Here is a 20,914-nt window from a genome sequence, read left to right as displayed (position 1 = left end):
CACCAGGTTCTTGCAAACTTGCAACCTTTCCACCTTAAAACCTTCAACCTTCAACCTTCAATCTTGCCACCTGTAGCCTTGCAACCTTGCAGTTCCTGCGGGCCGTGCTAGGCCATCCAAAAACCTCATTGAGCGAGGCGACCTGTGATCGAATCCGCCATCGACTTGAGAATCAGGAAGCATGAGGTCGCGCCTGCGTCGACGGTGCCGACGGAGCGTTCACCCAGTCGCGCCGCGCGACCGATCCTGGCCTGCATGTCCTTCGTCGAATCCTTGCCCTGCTCCGCCGCCGCCGACATCGCGGCCAGGGCCTCGATGAAATCGCCACTCTTGGCCAGCGTCTCGCGATACGCGGCCTCGGCCGGCACCAGCGTGTCCATCAAGGTCTTGTCGCCCACCTTCGCGCTGCCCAACTCCTGGACCGACGCTACGCCCGCCGCAAGCGCCTGCCCGAACAGCGCCGCGTCCAGCGTGTCGCGCCCCGTGAAGGCGAGCTGGAATTCCAGGAAGAAGCTGCCGTAGAGGGGACCCATCGATCCACCGATGTCATCCATCAAGGCCATCGTCAGGGCTTCGAACGCCTCGCCCGCGCCACGCACGTCCTCGGCATCCATGCGTTCCGCGCACAGGGCGAAGCCCTTGGCCATGTTGATGCCGTGATCGCCATCGCCCGTGGCGGCATCGATCTCGGAAAGTTGATCGCGGTTGGTGCGGATCGTCCCGACGAGGCCATCGACGATGAAACGACCGTCGGAAAGCGGAAGCGAAACGACGGTGGTCATGCCAGCACCTTCAGGCCGATGCTCGAACAGGGATGGGCGAGGCAGGTCTTCAGTTCATCGTCGAGACGGGTCAGCGTCAGCGTGATGCCGTTCATCTCCAGCGAGGTGAACAGGTTGCCGACGAAGCGGAAGGCGACGGTGACACCGGCGGCTTCGAGTTGCTCGGCGACATCGGCATAGAAGATGTACTGCTCCATCAAGGGCGTGGCACCGAGGCCCGAGACGAGGACCGACACTTCGTCGCCCTTTGCCAGGGGGAAGTCGGGAAGGATGATGTCCAGCATCATCTTCGCCATGTCCCTGGACGACACCGTCTTCGTTACCTGCACGCCATGCTCGCCGTGGTGTCCGATACCGACCTCCATCTCACCATCGGCGATATGGAAGTTGGCCTTGCCGGCAGCGGGGATGGTGCAGGCGGAAAGCCCGATGCCCACCGACCGGGTGGCATCGATCGCCTTCTGCGCCGTGGCGATCACCTCATCGAGACTGCCACCCAAGGCGGCGCGGGCGCCGCCGCATTTCCACATGACGATCTCGCCGGCCACGCCGCGACGCTTTTCACGTTCGGTCTTCGGCGCGGAGGCGACATCGTCGTTGGCGACCACGGTTTTCACCGTGATGCCCTGGGCGGCGGCCATCTTCACCGCCATCTTCACGTTCATGTTGTCGCCGGCGTAGTTGCCGTAGAGGCAGGCCACGCCCGCTCCACGGTCCGCGGTCTTGAAGGCGTCGAGGAAGCTCTTCGCCGTGGGCGACGAGAAGACCTCGCCGATGGCGACGGCATCCAGCAGGCCCGGTCCGACATAGCCGAGGAAGGCGGGTTCGTGGCCGGAGCCGCCGCCGGTGACCAGGCCGACGGAGCCTTCGGGTTTCTTCGTGGCGACACCGATCACGCGCGGATTCGCGCTATCCAGCACCATCTCGGGATGCGCGGCGACGATGCCGCGCACCATATCCTCGACGACCTTCTCTGGGTCGTTGATCACTCGGTTCATTAACGTGATTCCTGACAAATCATGGGGTGTGCGCCTAAGCAACTCAGGGTTCGAGTACGACTTTCAGCGAATGTTCGCCGCGTTCCATCACCGCGAAAGCTTCGGCGAACTTCGCCAGCGGGAACTTATGGGTGACGATATCGCGCACGTCGATCTTGCGCTGTCCGATGAAGTCGATGGCGCGTGGATACATGTATGGCCCCAGGTGCGAGCCGAGCACGTCCAGTTCCTTGCGGTCACCGATGATCGACCAGTCGACCGTGGCCTCGTCGTTGAACACGCTGAACTCGACGAAGCGGCCGAGCTTGCGCAGCATCGCCATGCCCTGGTTCACGGCCCGGTGGTGGCCGGTCGCCTCGATATAGATGTCGCAACCGTAGCCGCCCGTGATCGCCTTGATCTTCGCCACCACGTCTTCCTGGCCCGGGTTCCATACCTCGTCCGCACCCATCCGCAACGCCAGTGCCGCACGCTCGGGCTTCATGTCCAGCACGATGAGCTTCTTCGGGTTGCGCAGGCGCACCGCGCCGATGATGCCGAGGCCGAGCGTGCCGGCGCCGGCCACGACGACGATGTCGTCGAAACCCACGTCCGCACGATCGGCCGCGTGCAGCGAGCACGCCAGTGGTTCGATCAGGATCGCCTCGTCGGGCGGGATCTCGTCGGGCACCTTGTGCACGATGCCCTCCCTGGTGAAGATCATGTACTCCGCCATGGCACCTTGCACGTTGTTCTGGAAGCCGTAGAGATCGTGCTTCTGGCACATCCAGTACTGGCCATGGTTGCAGAAGCGGCAGCCCCAGCACGGCACGATCTGCTCGGAGATCACACGGTCGCCGACGGCGACGCCACGTTTCTCCGCACCCGGCCCCAGCGCGACGACACGGCAGACGAACTCGTGGCCGGGAATCATCGGCGGTTTCACGTAACGCGGCTGTTCGTCGTCGCCCCAGAACGATGGCGCGCCACGATAGGTCTTGATGTCGCCCATGCAGATGCCGACCAGTTCCACCTTGGTCAGGATCTCGTCGGGGCCGGGCGTGGGAACGGGCACTTCCTCGAGGCGGTAATCCTCGGGTGCGTAGCAGACCACGGCCTGCATGGTCTTGGGGATAGATGGGGTGGCGCGCGTTTCGCTGGGTTCGATGACAGTGGACATGGGTCGCCTGCGTGTTCTGCGAAAGGAATTACTGGACGGTGTAGCCGCCGTCGATCACCACGTTCTCGCCGGTGATCATCGCGGCCGCGTCGGAAAGGAGGTAGAGCACCATCGCGGCGATCTCGGCGGGCTGGGCGAAACGCCCCATGGGAATCTGCTTCTTCGCCCGTTCGCCGACTTCCCCGGCCCAGGCCTTCTTGCCCAGCTCGGTCTCGACCACGGTGGGCGATACGGCGTTGACGGTGATCCCCGACGCGGCCCATTCGATGGCCAGCACCTTGGTCATGCCGACGATGGCCGCCTTGCTGGCGCAATAAGCCACGTGGCGATCGAGCGCGACCACGGCCGCTTGCGAGGCGAGGTTCACGATGCGCCCGCGGCCCGCCGCCATCATCGGCTTCGCCACGGCCTGGGCCACGAAGAACGAGGCCTTCAGGTTCACGTCCATGGTCGTGTCCCAGCCAGCCTCGGTCACGTCCACGGCCTTGTCGAGGATGGCCACACCGGCGCTGTTGACGAGGTGATCGATGCGCTCGAAACGCTTCATAACGGTGTCAACGGCGGCGTTTACCTGGGCGAGGTCGCGTACGTCGAGCGTGACGCCGATGTGCTTTCCCGCGTCGCCCGGGAGCGTGGCGGCGATATCCGCCACGTCCGGCCGCAGGTCGAGCAGCGCCACCGAGGCGCCGCGCGAGGCGAGCAGTTCGGCGCAGGCGAAACCGATGCCCGCGCCACCGCCGGTGACGACGGCCACCTGGCCGCCGAGGTCGAATGCGTCGTTCCAGAATGAGCTCATGATCAGCCGCCCGTCACCTGCTTGTACAACGAGTCCGCGTTCTGCGGGGTGACCGGCACCCAGGGCAGGATGTAACTGGCTGCCTTGCCGTCGGCCCACTTCACCTGGTTGCCGTAGCGCTGCCAGATCACCGACCGCGGCTTGTAGCTGTCGCCGATGAGCTTGGCCAGCGTCACGTCGAGCGCGCCTTGCGACTGCGCCTGGGCGTCCTGCAGGAAGGTGGTGATCTCACCGGCCTGCGCCGCCTTGATCGCGTCAGGCATGCCGTCGATCGAGGTGATGGGCACATCCTTGGGCGAGACGCCGTGCGATTTCAGGGCCTGGAGCGCGCCGAGCGCCATGTCGTCGTTCTGCGAGACGATGCCGGCAATCTGCTTGGGATGCGCGTTCAGCCAATCCTCCGTGAGGCTCAGTGCCTGGGCGCGGTCCCAGTTGGCCGTCTTCTTCTCGATGATCTTGATGCCCGGGTTCTTCGCCAGCACCTCCAGCTCGCCCTTCTCGCGATCGATCTGCGCCGACTGCCCGATCGGGCCCTGGATGATGACGACGTTGCCCTTGCCACCGATCTGCTTCGCGAGCGCCGCCGCCTGGAGCCGGCCGCCTTCCACGTCGTCGTTGCCGACGTAGACGACCTTGTCCGAGGCGACCTTGGTATTGGAGGCGACCACCGGAATGTCCTCGGCCATCGCGTGGCGTACGGCGCCCACGCTGGCCTTGGTGTCGATCGGCACGAAGATGATCGCGTCGTAGTGCTGCGTGATCATCGTCTCGATCTGGTTGTTCTGCGTGTTGGCATCGTAGTTGCCGTCGAAGACGGTGATCTGGACCGTGCCGTCCTTCACCGCGGGATGTTCCTTGATCGATTTCACCCAGGCCTGCATGAACTGGCCCTTCAGGCCGTACACGGCGGCACCGATCTTGTAGGTCTTCGCTTCGACGGCGCCCGCCATGAGGGTGCTCGCGGCCAGCATGCAGACGAGGAGCTTGCGCAATTTCATGTGTTTCTCTCCGTGGAATGGGAGCGCCGGTTCAGCGCTGTTTCTTGCGGGATACGTCGAGGAGCACGGCCAGGACGATGATCAGTCCCTTGGCGACCTGCTGGTAGTACGAGGACACACCGAGAAGGTTGAGTCCGTTGTTGATGACACCGATGAGCAGCGCGCCGAACAGCGTGCCGACCAGGCTGCCGGTACCGCCGGAAAGGCTCGTTCCGCCGATCACCACCGCGGCGATCGCGTCGAGTTCGTACGAGAGGCCCGCCTGCGGCAGCGCCGAGGTGGTACGCGCGGAAAGAACCATGCCGGCGAGTCCGGCAAGCAGGCCCGAGACCACGTAGACGGAGAAGATCACCTTGCGCACGCCGATGCCGGAGGTGCGCGCGCTCTTCTCGTTACCACCGACCGCGTACACATAGCGGCCGTAGGTCGTGTACTTCAGCACCATCCAAAACAGCAGCGCCACCGCCGCGAAGATCACGATGGGCATGCTCAGCGGTCCGAGCTTGCCGTCGCCGAGCGAGAGATAGGCGTCCGGCAGGTCGGCGACGGGGCTGCCGTCGTTGACGATATAGGTGAGGCCACGGGCGACGCTCAACATGCCCAGGGTCGCCACGAACGGTGGCACCGAGAGTCGCGCGACGACGAAGCCGTTCACCGCGCCCAGCACGGCGCCCGCGAGCAGGCCGGCACTGAGGGCGGCGAGCACGCCGTGGCCTTGCGCTGCGACAAGCCCGCTACAAATACCCGCGAAGGCGAGGATCGAGCCCACGGAGAGGTCGATGCCCTTGGTCAGGATGACGTAGGTCATGCCGATCGCGAGGATGCCGTTGATCGAGGTCTGCCTGAGGATGTCCATCAGGTTCCGCGCGGTCAGGAAGTACTCGCTGGAGAACGCGAGCACCACGCAGAGCACGACGAAGATGATCGGCATCGCGAAGCGGTCGATGAAGGTGCGCATCCGCTGCCGCGGCGCGACGGGTGCCGTTGCCGGCGTGGTGAGGGTCTGTGCGTTCATGAGGCGAGATGCAGCAGGGTTTCCTGGGAGAGGTTGTCGTCGTCGCGCGTGGCGACGATCCGGCCGCCCTTGAAGACGGCGATGCGATCGGAGAGGTAGAGCAGTTCCGGCGCCTCGGACGAGACGACGATCACGGCGCCACCGGCGCGCACGAACTGGTCGAGCAGTTTGTAGATCTCCTGCTTGGCTCCCTCGTCGATGCCGCGCGTGGGCTCGTCGCAGAGCAGCAGCGTCGGGCCGGTGGAGAGGCATTTGGCCAACACCACCTTTTGCTGGTTGCCGCCGCTCATCGAGCTGACCGGCAGTTCCTGCGAGGCCGTCTTGACGTTGAGCTTGCCGATCATCTCGTCGGCCAGCGCACGCTCCTTGCGGCCATTGATGACCGACAGGCTCGACAGGCTCGGATACGCCGCCATCGCGATGTTCTCCCGCACGCTGCCGGACAGGACCAGGCCGGTGTCCTTGCGGTCTTCCGTCACCAGCGAGATGCCGGCGCGGATCGTCGCGGCCGGATCACCCTTGGGCAGCGGCTTGCCGTCGAGCAGCACGTCGCCGCCGTCCGGCGTGGTCAGGCCGTAGACGCAATTGAGGAATTCGCTGCGGCCCGAACCCATCAGGCCGTAGATGCCGAGGATTTCGCCGTGGCGCACCTGGAGGCTCACGTCGCTGAACTCGTTCTTGCGCGAGAGGCCGTCCACGTTGAGGCACACCTTGTCGCTGGCGGGGCGTTTTTCCTTGTCCACGGCCACGAGTTCACGGCCGACGATGCCGCGGACGAGGTGGGCACGGTCGATATCCGCCAGCTTTCCGCTTTCGACGAAGGCACCATCGCGGAAGATCGTGTAGTCCTCGGCGATTTCCGCGAGCTCGGACAGACGGTGCGACACGTACACGATGCCCGCGCCGTTGGCCGTGACGCTGCGGATCGCGGCGAACAGCGTTTCGGTCTCGCGCTCGCCGATCGCGGAAGTGGGCTCGTCCATGATGATCACCTGGCAGTCGTGGCTGAAGGCCTTGGCGATCTCGACGAGCTGGACCTGGGCGAGGCTCAGCTCGCTCATCGTGCGGCTGGCATCGATGGCGAAGCCGAGCCGGTCGAGCAAGGCCTGGGCTTGTTTCCGCAGCTTGCGGTAGTCGACGAAGAAGCCGCCCAACGTAGGCTCACGGCCGAGATAAAGGTTTTCCGCCACCGTCATGCCCATCACCGGGGAAAGCTCCTGGGTGATGATCGCCATGCCGTGGGCCAGCGCGTCGGCCGGATTGGCGAACGACACCTCGACACCATTGCGGCGGATGCTGCCGCCATCGCGCCGTAGCAGACCCATGAGGATATTCAGGAAGGTCGACTTCCCCGCACCGTTGCCCCCGCAGAGGGCGTGGACACTGCCCGCGCGAAGGGTGAGCCGGCCGTCGCGCAGGGCGGTCACGCCATTGAAGCTCTTGGAAACCTCGCGTGCTTCGAGCAGGACGTCGTTCACCGAACACCTCTAGAACTTTTGCTCAATAGTGAGCAGTTGATCTACGCGGAGCCGATAGTAGCCACGTCGTTTTTCGAGTGTCAACAGGGGCGATGATGCGGCTAACTCTTTGCTGCGACGCAACATTCGTTCCTGCGCCTGGGTTGCGCTTGACACGACAGGAGCCCAGCCCTATAAATCGCCAGCATGATCTTTTGCTCAACGACGCGCATATGATCGCGCGATTTACGGAGAAAGGCCCCATGAAAGTGGCGATCGGCTGCGACGAAGCCGCGTACGCGCTCAAGGAATCGGTGAAGCGGCACATCGCCGAGAAGCACCCCCACGTCGAACTGACCGACTTCGGCACGCATGGGCCGGAGGAGAAGGCCTTGTATCCCGATGTCGCCATCGCGGTGGCCGAGCGCATCGCCGCGGGCGACTTTCCGCGCGCCATCCTGCTCTGCGGCACCGGTATCGGCATGGCCATTTCGGCGAACAAGGTGCCGGGCGTGCGCGCCGCCCAGTGCCACGACACCTACTCCGCCGAGCGGGCCAGGCGCAGCAACGATGCCCAGATCGTGACCTTGGGTGGTCGCGTCATCGGCAACGAATTGGCCAACAGCATCGTCGACGCATGGCTCGGCGCCGAGTTCGACGGTGGCCGTTCCACGCCGAAGGTCGAGAAAATCCTCGCCTACGAGAAGGCGCTCGGCCATCTTTGACCGCTAAGATGCGCCGTGCGGTTCCCACGCCCGAAGGACGCGATGACCAACGAAGAACTGACCCAGCTCGCCAAGCTCTACTACGTGGACGGGCTGACCCAGGAAGACCTCGCGAAGAAGTTCTCGCTCTCGCGGGCGAAGGTCGGCCGCCTGCTGAAGCGGGCCCAGGACGAAGGCATCGTCGAGATCCGCGTGCGCCATCATCCCCAGGCCACCCAGGCGCTGGAGGATGAACTCACTGCCCGTTTCGGCATCGACCGCGCCATCATCTCGGTGGACCACAAGGACCAGGACAAGCAGCGCGAGCTGCTGGCCGGGCTGGTCGCGAGCTACCTCGACCGCATCCTCACCGACGGCAGCATCGTGGCGGTGGGCATGGGCCGCAACGTCAGTTCCATCTCGCACCACGCCGTGTCGTCCACCCAGCGGCAGTGCTCCTTCGTCTGCGCCATCGGCGGTTCATACCGCGGCGGCGAGGCGATGAACGCCGACCATATCAGCCGGCGTCTCGCGCTGCGCTTTGGTGGCGACAGCGAAACCTTGTATGCGCCGGCGCTGGTCAGCGATCCGGCCATGTGCAAAGCCTTGCTCGAGAACGAGACCGTCCGCCAGTCGCTGAGCAAGGCGCAACGCGCGCATATCGCCCTGGTCGGTGTGGGCGACATCCTGGAAGACAGCAACATGGTCCGCATGGGCTGGTTCACCCAGGCGGAAATCGCCGAGGCGAAGCGCTCGGGGGCGGTGGGCGACATCATGGGCTACGACTTCATCGACATCCATGGCCGCCCCGCGACCACCCTGATGCAGGACCGCGTGGTGGGGCTTTCCCTGCCCGACCTGGAACGGATTCCCAACGTGATCGCCATCGCCAGCGAACACACCAAGGCGACCGCCATCCTCGGTGCGCTGCGCACGGGTGTGATCGACACGCTGGCCACGACGGAAGCGATCGCGCAAACCGTATTGAGCCTGGAGCAGGCCACGCGCGGCATGGACGTGGCGCGCGCCTAGAACGCGAGCGCCAGCCCGGCACGCGCGGTGACTCCGGACTCGCCGCCCTGTCCGATGCGAAGGCGCCGCACCGCGTCGACATGCGCCGTCATGCGCGACCACAGATGAAAGGTCGCGCCGACGGACAACTCGGCCGCGCGCGTGGGCCGTTCCGTGATGAAGCGCTCGCCGGACAGGCGTGTGGATCCGCGCGATGAGCGGATAAACGCATGCTGGAGATCGAGGTAGGGCGTCCACGCGTACAGTGCACCCCGGTTGGGCACGAACATCAGCGACGCCCTTGCTCCCGTCCGCCATGTCACGCGACGCGGCATGCCACCCTTCACGTCCAGTCCGTCCCGATCGATGGCGCGGCTGAGACGGAGTCGTTGCCACAGCAACGACGAGCCGGGCTCGATGACGAACCGGTCCGCGACCTGCCAGCGATACCGTGCGGAAAGCGCGCCGTCGTGGCCGTTCGCCCGCAACCGCCCCAGCACCTCACCCCGCGACGGCGTGCGCACGTCGATCCTGTAATGCGTGATGGCATAACTGGTCGCCACCTGCCAGCCCGACTCCGTCGCCAACTGCGCATGCAGCGCAGCGCCGCGAGCGCCTACACGGGCCTCGCTCCGGCCATCGACGACGCGGGGCGACACGAGGCTTCCGCCCAACGAAGCCGCGGCTCCCAGGCGCCATGTCGTATCGCCGTTGGCATGGGCGAGAAAATCTCCGGCAACCTGCACACCGCGGTCATGGCGCCGGTAGTCCACGCCGTAAGAGGTAAACGGCAAAGCGGATCGATAAGCCACGTCGCCTCCAAAGGCGCGTACGCGGAGCGCGGGATCGCGGGCGACATCGCGTTCGTGGGGATGTAGCGCATCGAGGGCCGTCACGCCGTAGCCGAACAAGGCCTGATTCAATACGAGATAGGAAGGCGCTTGCGGGGCCAGGGCCGGACGTGTGGACGAAGCCGTCGAGCGGCTTCGTCCGCCGTGCCTCTGCGCGGGACCTTCGACCTTCTCGCTTTGCAGGCGGAAATCCCAGAAGCCACCCTCGCCCTCGACCAGCCGCTGCCGCGGGTCGCTGCGGCCCGGCTCATAGGCCTGCAAGCGATAGCTCCACGGCCCGACGACCACATGGTCTCCCGCGAGCTGGAACGACCCCGCGCTTGCATTACCACCTACCTGCACGAGGCTGATGCCTTCGTCCGGACCGTTGCCGCCGCCCCGCGCGGTCGTCGCCGCGCCCTTGCCGCCGGCGTTCACCACATGCACCAGGCTGCTGCCGACCGCATCGCCGCCGATGAGCAGGCGGTCGGTACCTTGCCGCCGCAGCGGTCCACCCGCGTCCAGTCGCGTACCGACAACGAGGCCGATGGCACCGGCCTCGGCTGCCCAGGTGCCGACGCGGAGCGTCGTGAAACTTGCCTGAGAACGGGCGAACTCCACCGCACCGCCGCGCGCCAGGCGCATCGCACCGACGGCACTGTCTCCGCTCACGGTCCACGTGCTGTCTTCGAGGGAAACACTCGACAGATGTCCTGCCTTGCCGCTCCACGCGCTGCGCAGCATGTGCACGTCGAGTGCGCCTGAACCGCCGCGCACGATGTCGCCGTCGATACGGCCGCCGATCGACGTGATGCCAAGACCGACCTCGCCGCTGCCGATACGGCCACGGACGATCGTGTCCTCCAGTCGTACCTGTGCGATGCCGCCGCCAGGGAAATTCGTGGCGATCGCATGACCGCGGCCGCCGTCGATCGACGATCCGCGCACGGCCGCCGCACCCCCCGAAAGCGCCAACGCGGTGGACCTGTGACCCGCGTTGGCGGACACCTCGATGACGGAACGGGTCACCTCGATAGCGGTGTTGGGTTGTGCATGAAGCCCGATGACTCGACGGCCTTTCACGTCGATGCGGCTGTCCACGAGGGAAACGCCGGCGCCATCGAGGGCGAGGACGCCATAGGAAGGACCGGTGGGAATCGGGGTGCCCTCATGGATGATCGTCAGTGCATCGGCATCGAACGTCGCCCGCGAAGCGACGCGGATACCGATGACCTTGTCCCCGGCGACACGGACGACATCGCCCGGGTCGAGTTGCACCGCTTCCCGGCGGTCGACGGTGATGCCCGTCGTCCATTCCGTGGATTGCGCGGGAGAGGCGAGCGCGCCGACGAGGGCCATGGCGAGCGCGCCGCGTCCGTGCGATACCTTGGCCATGGTGGCCTCCTTGCATGCCGATAGGGACAGGCAAGTTAGTTACCGGGTCGCGCGGTGTATGTCGGTTGCGGGCGTGATGTGTGTAGGGTGATGTGGCGCTAGCCGCAAGTTGGCCCGCTGCCGCGGGATCGCCGACAGGGTCGGCTCCCACACCAGCGGCGGTATCAATCTTCGTTGCGGGACCAGTCGCCGCGGCGCGGTTTGCCGGTGGTCTTGGGGCCGGCCTTGCGCTTGAGGCGGGCTTCCAGCGTCGCGGCCTGTTCCTCGCGCTCGTCGTGCAGCTTGAGATAGTTGCGCCAGCGCAGCGGGGAGAGTTCGCCCGACGCGAGTGCCGCCTGGATCGCGCAGCCGGGCTCGTTGCCGTGGCTGCAATCGGCGAAACGGCATTGCGCCGCCAGGGCTTCGATGTCGGCGAACAGGTCGAGGTTTTCCTCGCCGGTGAGCTTGAGTTCGCGCATGCCGGGCGTGTCGATCAGGCAACCGCCGGTCGGCAGGCTCAACAAGGCGCGATGCGTGGTGGTGTGCCGCCCACGGCTGTCGTTCGTACGCACCGCGCCGGTGGCCATGCGTTCCTCGCCCAGCAGGGTGTTGGTGAGCGTCGACTTGCCCGCGCCCGACGAACCGACCAGGACAGCGCTCATGCCGGGACCGAGGTATGCCGCCAGCAGGCCTACCGTGGCCGGGTCCTTGGCATTGATCGCATGCACGGCGGCATCGGAAGGCAGGCGGTTTTCCAGCGCGGCGATCGCCGCCGCCACGTCCACACCGGTGTCGGCCTTGCTCAACAACACCACGGGAAGGGCGCCCGATCCTTCCACCAGCGTCAGGTAGCGTTCGATGCGCGAGGGATTGAAGTCGCCGTCGAGACCTGTCAGCACCAGCACGTAGTCGATGTTGGTGGCGATGATCTGCCGCTCGTAGCGTTCGCCGGCGGCGGCGCGGGTGAGCACCGAACGCCGCGGAAGCACCGCTTCGATCACCGGATGGCTGGCATGGTCGAGGAAGACGAAGTCGCCCACGGCCGGCCGCAGGGAGGGATCGAGACCCCGCTTGAGGAAGGGCCCGGCCGGCTGCGCGTTGAACGCCGCGGAGCCGTCGTGCACTTCGTAGCCCGCGCGATGCTGTGCCACCACGCGCGCGAGGCGGCGTGGGTCGTCGGGCAAGGCGGGGTCGCGCCAGCCGATGTGGCGCAGGCGCGCCAGGTCCGAGGAATCGGTCATGGGCGCGATTATGCCCGCTCTCGGCCCGTTTTCCGCCTCGCGACGCCGTAAAGACGCTGTTAGGATCGGGACACGACCGCCGGGAAGGGCCCGGACGGTATGCAACGGAAGTCCCGACGTGTCCTCGATCAAGCCCAGCGCGCACCTGGCGGAAGTGCGCTATGAAATCCGCGGCGCCCTCACCCGGCGCGCGCGCGATATGGAAGCGGCGGGCCAGCCGATCATCAAACTGAACATCGGCAACCCCGGCCGCTATGGGTTCACGACTCCGCCGCACCTGCGTGACGCCATCGGCGCGCACCTCGTGGACAGCGAGGCCTATGGCCACGAACAAGGACTGGAAGAAGCGCGCGAGGCGATCGTCGTCCAGCAGCGCAGCCGCGGTGCCACCGGCATCGATGTCGAGCACGTCTTCATCGGCAATGGCGTGAGCGAACTGATCGACATCTCGCTGCGCGCCCTGCTCCAGCCCGGCGACGAGGTACTCCTGCCGAGCCCGGATTACCCGCTGTGGAGCGCGGCCACCATCCTCAACGACGGCAGCCCGCGTTATTACCGCTGCCTTGCCGAAAACGGCCACTTGCCCGATCCGGACGAGATAGATGCGCTGGTCGGCCCGCGCACGCGCGCGCTGGTGCTGATCAACCCGAACAATCCCACCGGCGCGGTCTACCCGAAGGCGCTGCTGGAGCGCATCGTCGAGGTCGCCAGGCGGCACGGCCTGCTCCTGCTGTGCGACGAGATCTACGATGAGATCCTCTACGACGGCACACCGTTCCAGCCCCTGGCCGCCGTCGCCGGCGACCACCCGTGCGTGAGCTTCGGCGGGCTGTCCAAGGTCCATCGCGCCTGCGGCTACCGGGTCGGCTGGATGAGCCTGTCGGGCGACCCGAGGCGCACCGCCGAATACCGCGATGCGTTGCAGTTGTTGGCCGCGCTGCGCCTGTGCGCGAACGTGACGGCACAATGGGCCGTGCGACCCGCCCTGCTCGACAAACCGACCATCGGCACGCTGACCGCGCCGGGCGGACGTCTCCATGAAGCCCGCCGCATCGTGCTCGAAAGCGTCGCCGCCAGTCCGTTCCTCGAAACGGTGGCACCCGGCGGCGCGATCTACGCCTTCCCCCAGATCCGCGCCGATGCCATCGCGCATTTCGACGACACCGCCTTCGCCCTGCGCCTGCTCGAGGACGAGAACGTGCTCGTCGTGCCGGGCACCAGTTTCAACCTGTCCGCTAGCCGGCACCTGCGCCTCACCTTGTTGCCGCCACCGGATCAACTCGCCGAGGTGTTCGTCCGCATGGACCGCGTCCTCGCGCGCATGGCCGACGAGGCGATACCCGCCGCCAGTGCGGTTGCCTGATCGATGGCGGATCCTGCGCTTCTCGCCCTGGGCGATTCGTACACGATCGGCGAAGGTGTTCCCAATGAAGGCCGCTGGCCGGTGCAACTCGCCCTACGGCTGCGTGAAAGCGGCATCGCCGTAGGGACGCCGCGCATCGTCGCCACCACGGGCTGGACGACGGACGAACTCTCCGCGGCAATGGATGTGGCGGCGTTACAGCCGGGTTATGCGCTCGTCACCTTGCTGATCGGCGTGAACAACCAGTACCGCGGAAGACCCGCCACGGAATACCGCAAGCAATTCCTCGCCCTGCTTCGACGGGCGGCGGAGTTGTCCGGCGATGCTCGCCGCGTCGTCGTCGTGTCGATTCCCGATTGGGGCGTGACCGTCTTCGCCGAAGGACGCGACCGCGCGGCGATCGGCCGCGAGATCGATACGTTCAACGCCATCGCACGCGATGAAACGCTGCGCATGCATGCGCGCTGGGTGGATGTGACGGCGGCATCGCGCGAAGCGGGGGCGAAGCCCGGCATGCTGGTGGACGACGGGCTGCATCCGTCGGCTGCGCAATACGCGGAGTGGGTGGAGCGGATATTTCCCGAGGCCCAGGCGGCGCTGCGTGAACTTCATCACTGATCGCCGATAACCGGCTCCCACAGGAGCATCGCCGACAGGGTCGGCTCCCACCCTCCCCGGTCTCCCACCCTGCTCGGTCTGGGCAGTCAAGGCATATGGAAATCCAGGCAACTGGAAATCCAGGCAGCCGGAAATCCAAGCTCTGGTGGGAGCCGACCCTGTCGGCGATCCGGTGCGAAGCACCGGCCAGACCGCAACACCCCTGCAACACCTCCGCCACGCACCCGTTACTTCCGGGCCCGAGACTGGGCACCCGGGACAACCCCGGGAACCGATGCCATGGCGAAGCTCAACTGCCGCAGCGCCTTCATCTCCGACGTGCACCTCGGCACCCCCGACTGCAAGGCGGCTTATCTACTCGACTTCCTCCGCCACCTGGAGTGCGAGCGGCTCTACCTCGTCGGCGACATCGTCGACCTGGAAGCGCTGGCGAAACGCCACTGGTGGCATCCGGACCATAGCGCCGTGATCGCCGAACTGGTCGCGATCGCCGCGCGCGGCGTGGAAGTGATCTACATCCCCGGCAACCACGACTTCCAGATGCGCGGCCTGGCCGGATCGAGCATCGCCGGCATCCGCGTGGAACTGGATGCCATCCACGAAGGTGCCGACGGCCGCCGCTACCGGGTCAGCCACGGCGACGAATTCGATCCCGAGCACGTTGGCCGCCGCTGGATCGCCTGGCTGGGCGACACCTTGCACCGTTTCATCTGCTGGGCCAACCGCCGTGTGCACGCGGTGCGCCTGCGCCTGGAACTGCCCTACCTTCCCCTCTCGATCATCCTGAAGTCGCACGTCGGCGCGGCGCTCGAATACATCCGGGGCTATGAGCAGCGCGTGGCCCGGGACGCCCGCGAGCGAGGCCTCGACGGCCATATCTGCGGACACATCCATTTCGGCCACGTCCGCCCGATCGACGGCATTCTCTACCTGAACGACGGCGACTGGGTGGAGCACTGCACCGCCCTGGTCGAGGACGCCACCGGTGCCATGGAGCTGATCCACTGGACGGAGCGAGTCACCCCACTGGGCCGGGCCAGTCGCGAGACCGTATTGCCCTCGCCGGAGGCGGTGCTGGGGTTCGCCCCGCTGGCCGACTGCCGGGCCGATCTCTCCACCTTGCGTGGCACCGGGGTGTCGATAGCGGGTTGAAACGGACGGGATAGGGCCCATGTGCGGTGGATGCCGGTAAAATGGCTCCCTTCCCTTTCCGCGGTGACCCCATGGCCCTCGATACCCCCACCCGCGAGCGCATCGAAACCCTCCTCGGTCAGCACGACGTCGTGCTGTTCATGAAGGGCTCGCGCCAGCAGCCGATGTGCGGTTTCTCCGCGGCGGCGATCAACACCCTCAACGACGTGATTCCGGCCTACCACACGGTCGACGTGCTGCAGGATCCGGAGATCCGCGAAGGCATCAAGGAATACGGCCAGTGGCCCACCATTCCGCAGCTCTACGTGAAGGGCGAACTGGTCGGCGGCTCGGACATCATCCGCCAGCTCTACACCAGCGGCGAGCTCTACACGATGTTCGGCGTCGACGCGCCGGACCGCACGCCGCCGGAAATCACCATCACCGAAAAGGCCGCCGAGGCCATCCGCGGTGGCATGGCCAACGCACAGGGCATGGCCCTGCACCTGGAGATCGGCCCTGACCACAGCGCCGGGTTCCAGCTGGCACCGGCCGGAGACCACGACATCGTCGTCCTCGCCAACGGCATCGAAGTGCATTTCGATCCGGGCAGCGCCGCGCGCGCGAAGGGCATCGTGATCGACTGGGTATCCACGGTGCAGGGCGAAGGCCTCAGCCTGAAATTTCCTGGCGCCGTCGAGATCGGCTCGATGAGCGTGCACGAACTCAAGGCCAAGCTCGACGCGGGCGACGTGGTCCTCATCGACGTCCGCCCGGCCCAGAGCCGCGCGATGGTCGCCCCGATCGGCGGCGCACGCATCCTGGAAGACGAAGGCTATGAAGGCCTCGGCCAGTTGCCGAAGGACACGCCCATCGCCTTCATCTGCAACGTCGGCATGTCCAGCCGCGCCGCCGCCGAGCGTTTCGCCGCCCACGGCTTCACCCGCGTCTTCAACGTCGAAGGCGGGATGGACGCGTGGATGCGTGAAGTAGGCGGCTGAGCGAAGGGTCCCGCTGGGGACCCGCATGCCTTTTGGTGGGAGCCGACCCTGTCGGCGATGGGTGCTTGCCTCTGGCTGGCCCGCTGCCGCGGGATCGCCGACAGGGTCGGCTCCCACCAAGACCTGGAGTCGGCTCCCACCAGGTCTGACGCGATCCCGCAGGGTTCAGCCGTGGACCGCCACGAGTGCGACCAGGGTCGACGCCTCGACCAGTTCCACCAAGGCACCGGCGGTATCGCCGGTGAAGCCGCCGAGGCGGCGGATGCAGGCGCGGCGCCATAGCCAGCCGGTGAGCGCGGCGGCACCGAGCGCCAGCAAGCCGGCGTATCCGAAACACGCGGCCAATCCCACGGCAAGCAACAGCGCCACGCGGCAACCGACGGCCCGTGCGCCGCGAAGTGGTTCGCCAAGGCCCTGCCAGCGCACGTAACTCGTGGTGAGGAACCACGAGACGATGGCGGCGCGCCCCAGCAACGGTGGCAACACCAGCCACCATGTACCACCCAGCGTCGCCAGCGCCGAGAACTTCAACAGCAATACGAGCACCAGCGAGATCACGCCAGCCGGACCGCTGCGCGGATCCTTCATGATCGCCAGCGTGCGCTCGCGGTCGCCCATGCCGCCGATCCACGCATCGGCGCTGTCGGCGAGACCATCCAGGTGCAAGGCACCGGTCAACGCCACCCATACGACGAGCACGATCGCCGCGGCGGGCAGCACAGGGAAGGCATGCAGCAGGTGCGCCGTCGCGACCAGCAGGCAGCCGATCACCAGTCCTACCAGCGGATACCATTTCAGCGATGCTGCCTGCGCACCGGTACCGAAGTTCACCTGCGGAACCGGCAGACGCGTGAGGAACGAGAAGGCTACCGCCAATCCTCGCATCACCGGCTCCAGTGCAAGACGTGCAGCGACGCATGCGGCACGTCGATACCCGCCATGTCGCCGAAGCCGCGTCCTTCCGCGACACAACGCAACAGCCGGATGGCACCGCCGTGGGTAACGACGAGGACACGTGCATCGACCGCCTCCGGCGCGACATCGTTCAGTGCCGCGGACAAACGCTCATGGAACGCATCGAAACGCTCCGCGCCTGGCGGCGGAAACGCGACGGGATCGGCCCAGAAACGCTCCAGCGCCGCACCGTCGGTCGCGGCGATCGTTTCGATCGGCACGCCCTGCCACTCGCCGAAATGGTATTCGGCCAGGCGCGCATCGACGCGTAGAGGCAATCCGTGCCGCTGCGCGAACTCCGTCGCGAACGCGGCGCAACGCGTCATCGACGACGACACCACGCGATCCCACCCACGGCCTTCGACAGCCCCGCGCAACTGCTGCCAACCCAGCTCGCTGAGAGGATCGTCCAGTTGCCCGCGATAGCTGCGCTGGCCCGTGTCTCCGTGGCGAAGCAGGTCGATGCTCATGCCTCGGACACCCCAGCTTCTGTGAAGGTTGCCATGGATGCATGCAGTGCGCAGGCCATGCGCAGCAGCGGCACCGCGATAGCCGCGCCACTCGCTTCGCCCAGGCGCAACCGCAGGTCGAGCAAGGGCTCGGCCTCCAAGGCCGCGAGCACGCGCGCATGGCCCAACTCTTGCGAGCGGTGCGAGAAGATCAGCCATGGCTTCGCATCGGGACGCAAGGCGACCGCGGCGAGTGCCGCCACGCTGGTGATAAACCCATCGACGAGTACCGGCAGGCCACGCTGCGCGGCGGCGACGAAGGCGCCGGTCAAGGCCGCGATCTCGAAACCACCCAGGCAACGCAAACGTTCGCGCGCCGTATCCGCTCCGGCGTGCATGGCGAGGGCACGCGCGATCACACGCTGCTTCCGCACGATGCCTTCGGCGTCCAGCCCGGTCCCCGCGCCCGCAAGCTCAGCGGGTTCCGCGCCGAGCAAGGCGCAGGCCAACGCGCTGGCGACCGTGGTGTTACCGATACCCATGTCGCCACCGATATAGACGTCCGTTCCGGCGTCGATGGCGTCGGCCACGCTTGCCGCACCCACCATCAACGCGGTATCCAGCTGGGCATCCGTCATCGCCGACCCCTCGCAGAAATTAATGCTGGAGGAAGCGATCACGCGACGCCGCACACCCGGGACATCGCCAGGATCGTTCACCGTGCCCAGGTTCACCACCTCGAGCGTGGCGCCGAGTTCGCGCGCCAGCACGGCGATCGCCGCACCGCCACCGGCGAAGTTGCGCAGCATCTCCCCCGTGACCGCCTGCGGAAAGGCAGATACGCCTTCCGCCGCGACGCCGTGATCGGCAGCGAACACAGCGATCCGGACACGTGCGGCGGAGGGCCGTTCACGCCCTTGCAGGCCGGCCAGTTGCACGGCCAATGCTTCCAGCCGGCCCAGCGAGCCCGGCGGTTTGGTAAGCGTGTCCTGGCGCGCGGCCGCCGCGTGGGCGGCGGCGTGGTCCGGAACGCGGCTGGGTGCCGCGAGCCAGTCGATCATGGCGGTGTTCCTTTGAGGGTCAGGGGCAGGCCGGCAGCGACGAAGACGACGCGATCGCATCGTTGCGCCAGGGCTTGGTGGAGGCGTCCCGCTTCGTCGACGAAGCGGCGCGTGAGTTCGCCCAGCGGCGTGATGCCGAGGCCGACTTCGTTGCTGACGAAGACGATGTCGCCCGGCAAATCGCATACGCCATCGAGCAGGGCATTCCGTTGCAAGGCGAAGTGCGCACCCTCGTCGATACCGAGCAGGTTCGATAGCCAGAGCGTGAGGCAATCCACGAGCAGGAACCGGTCCGCCCGCGCATTCTGGCGAAGCACGGCGGCCAATGCCAGCGGCTCTTCGATCGATATCCAGCCAGCCGGCCGCCGCGCCCGGTGATGCGTGATGCGGTCGGCCATCTCGCCGTCGAGCGCCTGCGCCGTCGCGACGTAGACGACCTCACGGCCACTTTCATGGGCGAGGCGTTCCGCCAGCGCGCTCTTGCCCGAGCGCGCGCCGCCGAGGACGAGGGTCAACATGCCGGTATTCCGAAGATCCGTTCGAGCGTTCCGACATCCATATGCGCGTCGACCGCATCGGCCAGCCTGTCCAGCGTCGCTTCACGCTGTGCCTGGATATCGAAGGGTGCGGCGGCATGCCACCCCGCATCGTGGAGCAGCGCGGCCAAAGCCTCGGGATGATCGAAGACACCATGCAGATAGGTACCGATCACTCGCCCGTCGTCCGAGCGCGCACCGTCGCCACGGCCATCATCCAGCCACACCGCCGGCGTGGCCATGGCCGGCCCTTCGCTCACACCGCAGTGGATTTCATAACCGCTCACCGCGGCGTGGCTGTCCGCGAGCCGGCCGTGCACATTGCGCAACTGCTTGTTGGGCGCAAGGGTGGTTTCCAGGTCCAGCAAACCCAGGCCTTCACTGGAACCCTCCTGACCTTCGATGCCATCGGGATCGTGCACCGCCCGGCCCAGCATCTGCATGCCACCGCAGATGCCGATCACCCGGCCGCCGTAACGCACGTGACGCAGGATCGCCTCGTCCCAGCCCTGTGCACGCAACCAGGCGAGATCGGCGCGGGTCGACTTGGACCCGGGCAGCACGATCAGGTCGCAGGCCGGGAACGCGTCACCAGGACCGACGAAAAAACAGTCGACCTCTGGATGCGAGCGCAGCGCATCGAGATCGGTGTGGTTGCTGATCCGCGGCAGCGCGGGCACCGCCACGCGCAACGCGCCCGATGGACGATCGCTGCGATGTCTCGGCAACGCATCCTCCGCTTCCAGGATCAGTCCATGCAGATAGGGCAATACGCCGAGCACCGGTTTGCCGGTTTCGCGCTCCAGCCAGTCCAGCCCCGGCTGCAGCAAGGCGATGTCACCACGGAACCGGTTGATGACGAAGCCGATGACGCGTGCGCGCTCGCTTTCGGAGAGCAAGGCAAGGGTACCGACAAGGTGCGCGAAAACGCCGCCGCGATCGATGTCCGCGACGAGCACGACCGGACAATCCACCGCCTCGGCGTAGCCCATGTTCGCGATGTCGCGGTCGCGCAGGTTGATCTCGGCCGGACTGCCCGCGCCCTCGACCACCAACGCTTCGTACCGCTCACCAGGCGCGCATGCGATGCAAGCACGGCCTCCATGGCTACGCGTTTGTAGGCGTGGTAACCGACGGCATCCATGTTGCCGATGGCATGTCCGTGCACGATCACCTGGGCACCGGTATCGCTGTTCGGTTTCAATAGCACCGGATTGAAATCGGTATGCGGAGGGACGCCTGCCGCCTGCGCCTGCACGGCCTGTGCGCGGCCTATCTCGCCGCCATCCACCGTCACGGCGGAATTGAGCGCCATGTTCTGCGGCTTGAACGGCGCGACGGCGACACCACGGCGATGCAGCCAACGGCAAAGGGCGGCGACGACGGTGCTCTTGCCCGCGTCGGAGGTGCAACCTTGCACCATGAGTACACGGGCG

General features: G+C 66.5%; 19 protein-coding genes and 1 pseudogene. 6 read left to right on the top strand and 14 right to left on the bottom strand.

Features of this window, described 5'->3' with window-relative positions; all coding sequences use genetic code 11:
• Positions 1 to 125 precede the first annotated feature (125 nt).
• From dhaL to QFZ41_RS11700, 7 genes are read right to left on the bottom strand one after another with little or no spacing between them, the layout of a single operon-like run.
• The gene (dhaL, locus tag QFZ41_RS11730) at positions 126 to 782 is read right to left on the bottom strand and encodes a dihydroxyacetone kinase subunit DhaL (protein ID WP_429198941.1); all 657 of its coding nucleotides are present in this window, start codon (positions 780 to 782) and stop codon (positions 126 to 128) included.
• Positions 779 to 1,780, bottom strand: coding sequence for a dihydroxyacetone kinase subunit DhaK (locus QFZ41_RS11725; protein WP_429198940.1), 1,002 nt, complete (start codon positions 1,778 to 1,780; stop codon positions 779 to 781). The genes dhaL and QFZ41_RS11725 overlap by 4 nt, the downstream gene beginning before the upstream one ends.
• Before the next feature lie 43 nt (positions 1,781 to 1,823).
• The gene (locus QFZ41_RS11720; RefSeq protein WP_429198939.1) at positions 1,824 to 2,939 is read right to left on the bottom strand and encodes an MDR/zinc-dependent alcohol dehydrogenase-like family protein; all 1,116 of its coding nucleotides are present in this window, start codon (positions 2,937 to 2,939) and stop codon (positions 1,824 to 1,826) included.
• A 28-nt stretch (positions 2,940 to 2,967) separates the two neighbouring features.
• Positions 2,968 to 3,735 (bottom strand): SDR family oxidoreductase, encoded by a 768-nt coding sequence (locus tag QFZ41_RS11715; RefSeq protein ID WP_429198938.1) that lies wholly within the window; start codon positions 3,733 to 3,735, stop codon positions 2,968 to 2,970.
• A 2-nt stretch (positions 3,736 to 3,737) separates the two neighbouring features.
• Entirely contained in the window at positions 3,738 to 4,733 is a 996-nt protein-coding gene (locus QFZ41_RS11710) for a substrate-binding domain-containing protein (protein WP_429198937.1), read from the bottom strand.
• A gap of 31 nt (positions 4,734 to 4,764) precedes the next feature.
• A complete protein-coding gene (locus QFZ41_RS11705; RefSeq protein ID WP_371022389.1) occupies positions 4,765 to 5,748 on the bottom strand; it encodes an ABC transporter permease in 984 nt (327 codons plus the stop codon).
• Positions 5,745 to 7,226 (bottom strand): sugar ABC transporter ATP-binding protein, encoded by a 1,482-nt coding sequence (locus QFZ41_RS11700; RefSeq protein WP_429198936.1) that lies wholly within the window; start codon positions 7,224 to 7,226, stop codon positions 5,745 to 5,747. The genes QFZ41_RS11705 and QFZ41_RS11700 overlap by 4 nt, the downstream gene beginning before the upstream one ends.
• Before the next feature lie 242 nt (positions 7,227 to 7,468).
• Here QFZ41_RS11700 and rpiB point away from each other — a divergent pair, with 242 nt between their 5' ends.
• Together rpiB and QFZ41_RS11690 are read left to right on the top strand one after the other, a co-directional pair.
• A complete protein-coding gene (gene rpiB / locus QFZ41_RS11695) occupies positions 7,469 to 7,930 on the top strand; it encodes a ribose 5-phosphate isomerase B (RefSeq protein WP_429198935.1) in 462 nt (153 codons plus the stop codon).
• Positions 7,931 to 7,972: 42 nt separating this feature from the next.
• Positions 7,973 to 8,941 (top strand): sugar-binding transcriptional regulator, encoded by a 969-nt coding sequence (locus tag QFZ41_RS11690; RefSeq protein WP_429198934.1) that lies wholly within the window; start codon positions 7,973 to 7,975, stop codon positions 8,939 to 8,941.
• Here QFZ41_RS11690 and QFZ41_RS11685 read toward each other — a convergent pair.
• Together QFZ41_RS11685 and rsgA are read right to left on the bottom strand one after the other, a co-directional pair.
• Positions 8,938 to 11,145: an autotransporter outer membrane beta-barrel domain-containing protein gene (locus tag QFZ41_RS11685; protein ID WP_429198933.1), complete on the bottom strand. Its 2,208-nt coding sequence runs from the start codon at positions 11,143 to 11,145 to the stop codon at positions 8,938 to 8,940. The two genes, QFZ41_RS11690 and QFZ41_RS11685, sit on opposite strands and share 4 nt — an antisense overlap.
• Before the next feature lie 164 nt (positions 11,146 to 11,309).
• Positions 11,310 to 12,365, bottom strand: a complete 1,056-nt coding sequence (rsgA, locus tag QFZ41_RS11680) for a ribosome small subunit-dependent GTPase A (RefSeq protein WP_429198932.1) — start codon at positions 12,363 to 12,365, stop codon at positions 11,310 to 11,312.
• A gap of 118 nt (positions 12,366 to 12,483) precedes the next feature.
• Here rsgA and QFZ41_RS11675 point away from each other — a divergent pair, with 118 nt between their 5' ends.
• From QFZ41_RS11675 to grxD, 4 genes are all read left to right on the top strand, one after another.
• Positions 12,484 to 13,728 (top strand): aminotransferase class I/II-fold pyridoxal phosphate-dependent enzyme, encoded by a 1,245-nt coding sequence (locus tag QFZ41_RS11675; RefSeq protein ID WP_429198931.1) that lies wholly within the window; start codon positions 12,484 to 12,486, stop codon positions 13,726 to 13,728.
• Positions 13,729 to 13,731: 3 nt separating this feature from the next.
• Positions 13,732 to 14,346: an SGNH/GDSL hydrolase family protein gene (locus QFZ41_RS11670; RefSeq protein WP_429198930.1), complete on the top strand. Its 615-nt coding sequence runs from the start codon at positions 13,732 to 13,734 to the stop codon at positions 14,344 to 14,346.
• Positions 14,347 to 14,625: 279 nt separating this feature from the next.
• Complete coding sequence (locus QFZ41_RS11665) at positions 14,626 to 15,498, top strand: UDP-2,3-diacylglucosamine diphosphatase (RefSeq protein WP_429198929.1); 873 nt, start codon at positions 14,626 to 14,628, stop codon at positions 15,496 to 15,498.
• A 71-nt stretch (positions 15,499 to 15,569) separates the two neighbouring features.
• Complete coding sequence (gene grxD, locus QFZ41_RS11660; RefSeq protein ID WP_429198928.1) at positions 15,570 to 16,478, top strand: Grx4 family monothiol glutaredoxin; 909 nt, start codon at positions 15,570 to 15,572, stop codon at positions 16,476 to 16,478.
• A 165-nt stretch (positions 16,479 to 16,643) separates the two neighbouring features.
• Here grxD and QFZ41_RS11655 read toward each other — a convergent pair whose 3' ends face one another.
• The 5 genes and pseudogenes from QFZ41_RS11655 to QFZ41_RS11635 all read right to left on the bottom strand — a co-directional run bounded on the left by QFZ41_RS11655 (position 16,644) and on the right by QFZ41_RS11635 (position 20,901).
• Positions 16,644 to 17,366, bottom strand: coding sequence for an adenosylcobinamide-GDP ribazoletransferase (locus tag QFZ41_RS11655; protein WP_429198927.1), 723 nt, complete (start codon positions 17,364 to 17,366; stop codon positions 16,644 to 16,646).
• Positions 17,363 to 17,902 (bottom strand): histidine phosphatase family protein, encoded by a 540-nt coding sequence (locus tag QFZ41_RS11650; RefSeq protein ID WP_429198926.1) that lies wholly within the window; start codon positions 17,900 to 17,902, stop codon positions 17,363 to 17,365. Before QFZ41_RS11650 ends, QFZ41_RS11655 begins: the two co-directional genes overlap by 4 nt.
• Positions 17,899 to 18,942 carry a nicotinate-nucleotide--dimethylbenzimidazole phosphoribosyltransferase gene (gene cobT, locus QFZ41_RS11645; RefSeq protein ID WP_429198925.1) on the bottom strand — a complete coding sequence of 348 codons (1,044 nt, stop codon included), beginning with the start codon at positions 18,940 to 18,942 and terminating at the stop codon, positions 17,899 to 17,901. The genes QFZ41_RS11650 and cobT overlap by 4 nt, the downstream gene beginning before the upstream one ends.
• The gene (gene cobU, locus QFZ41_RS11640; RefSeq protein ID WP_429198924.1) at positions 18,939 to 19,460 is read right to left on the bottom strand and encodes a bifunctional adenosylcobinamide kinase/adenosylcobinamide-phosphate guanylyltransferase; all 522 of its coding nucleotides are present in this window, start codon (positions 19,458 to 19,460) and stop codon (positions 18,939 to 18,941) included. The genes cobT and cobU overlap by 4 nt, the downstream gene beginning before the upstream one ends.
• Positions 19,454 to 20,901, bottom strand: a pseudogene (locus QFZ41_RS11635) (cobyric acid synthase). The gene cobU and the pseudogene QFZ41_RS11635 overlap by 7 nt, the downstream one beginning before the upstream one ends.
• Between the last annotated feature and the right edge of the window lie 13 nt (positions 20,902 to 20,914).

The sequence above is a fragment of the Luteibacter sp. W1I16 genome (assembly GCF_050434905.1).
In the GTDB taxonomy this organism is placed as follows: domain Bacteria; phylum Pseudomonadota; class Gammaproteobacteria; order Xanthomonadales; family Rhodanobacteraceae; genus Luteibacter.
This window is presented reverse-complemented; position numbering and strand designations above follow the sequence as displayed.

Bases quoted from the DNA above. Each gene is read 5' to 3' on its own strand.
- dhaL (WP_429198941.1), bottom strand. From the start codon at position 782: ATGACCACCGTCGTTTCGCTTCCGCTTTCCGACGGTCGTTTCATCGTC.
- QFZ41_RS11725 (WP_429198940.1), bottom strand. From the start codon at position 1,780: ATGAACCGAGTGATCAACGACCCAGAGAAGGTCGTCGAGGATATGGTG.
- QFZ41_RS11720 (WP_429198939.1), bottom strand. From the start codon at position 2,939: ATGTCCACTGTCATCGAACCCAGCGAAACGCGCGCCACCCCATCTATC.
- QFZ41_RS11715 (WP_429198938.1), bottom strand. From the start codon at position 3,735: ATGAGCTCATTCTGGAACGACGCATTCGACCTCGGCGGCCAGGTGGCC.
- QFZ41_RS11710 (WP_429198937.1), bottom strand. From the start codon at position 4,733: ATGAAATTGCGCAAGCTCCTCGTCTGCATGCTGGCCGCGAGCACCCTC.
- QFZ41_RS11705 (WP_371022389.1), bottom strand. From the start codon at position 5,748: ATGAACGCACAGACCCTCACCACGCCGGCAACGGCACCCGTCGCGCCG.
- rpiB (WP_429198935.1), top strand. From the start codon at position 7,469: ATGAAAGTGGCGATCGGCTGCGACGAAGCCGCGTACGCGCTCAAGGAA.
- QFZ41_RS11690 (WP_429198934.1), top strand. From the start codon at position 7,973: ATGACCAACGAAGAACTGACCCAGCTCGCCAAGCTCTACTACGTGGAC.
- QFZ41_RS11685 (WP_429198933.1), bottom strand. From the start codon at position 11,145: ATGGCCAAGGTATCGCACGGACGCGGCGCGCTCGCCATGGCCCTCGTC.
- rsgA (WP_429198932.1), bottom strand. From the start codon at position 12,365: ATGACCGATTCCTCGGACCTGGCGCGCCTGCGCCACATCGGCTGGCGC.
- QFZ41_RS11670 (WP_429198930.1), top strand. From the start codon at position 13,732: ATGGCGGATCCTGCGCTTCTCGCCCTGGGCGATTCGTACACGATCGGC.
- QFZ41_RS11665 (WP_429198929.1), top strand. From the start codon at position 14,626: ATGGCGAAGCTCAACTGCCGCAGCGCCTTCATCTCCGACGTGCACCTC.
- grxD (WP_429198928.1), top strand. From the start codon at position 15,570: ATGGCCCTCGATACCCCCACCCGCGAGCGCATCGAAACCCTCCTCGGT.
- QFZ41_RS11650 (WP_429198926.1), bottom strand. From the start codon at position 17,902: ATGAGCATCGACCTGCTTCGCCACGGAGACACGGGCCAGCGCAGCTAT.
- cobT (WP_429198925.1), bottom strand. From the start codon at position 18,942: ATGATCGACTGGCTCGCGGCACCCAGCCGCGTTCCGGACCACGCCGCC.
- cobU (WP_429198924.1), bottom strand. From the start codon at position 19,460: ATGTTGACCCTCGTCCTCGGCGGCGCGCGCTCGGGCAAGAGCGCGCTG.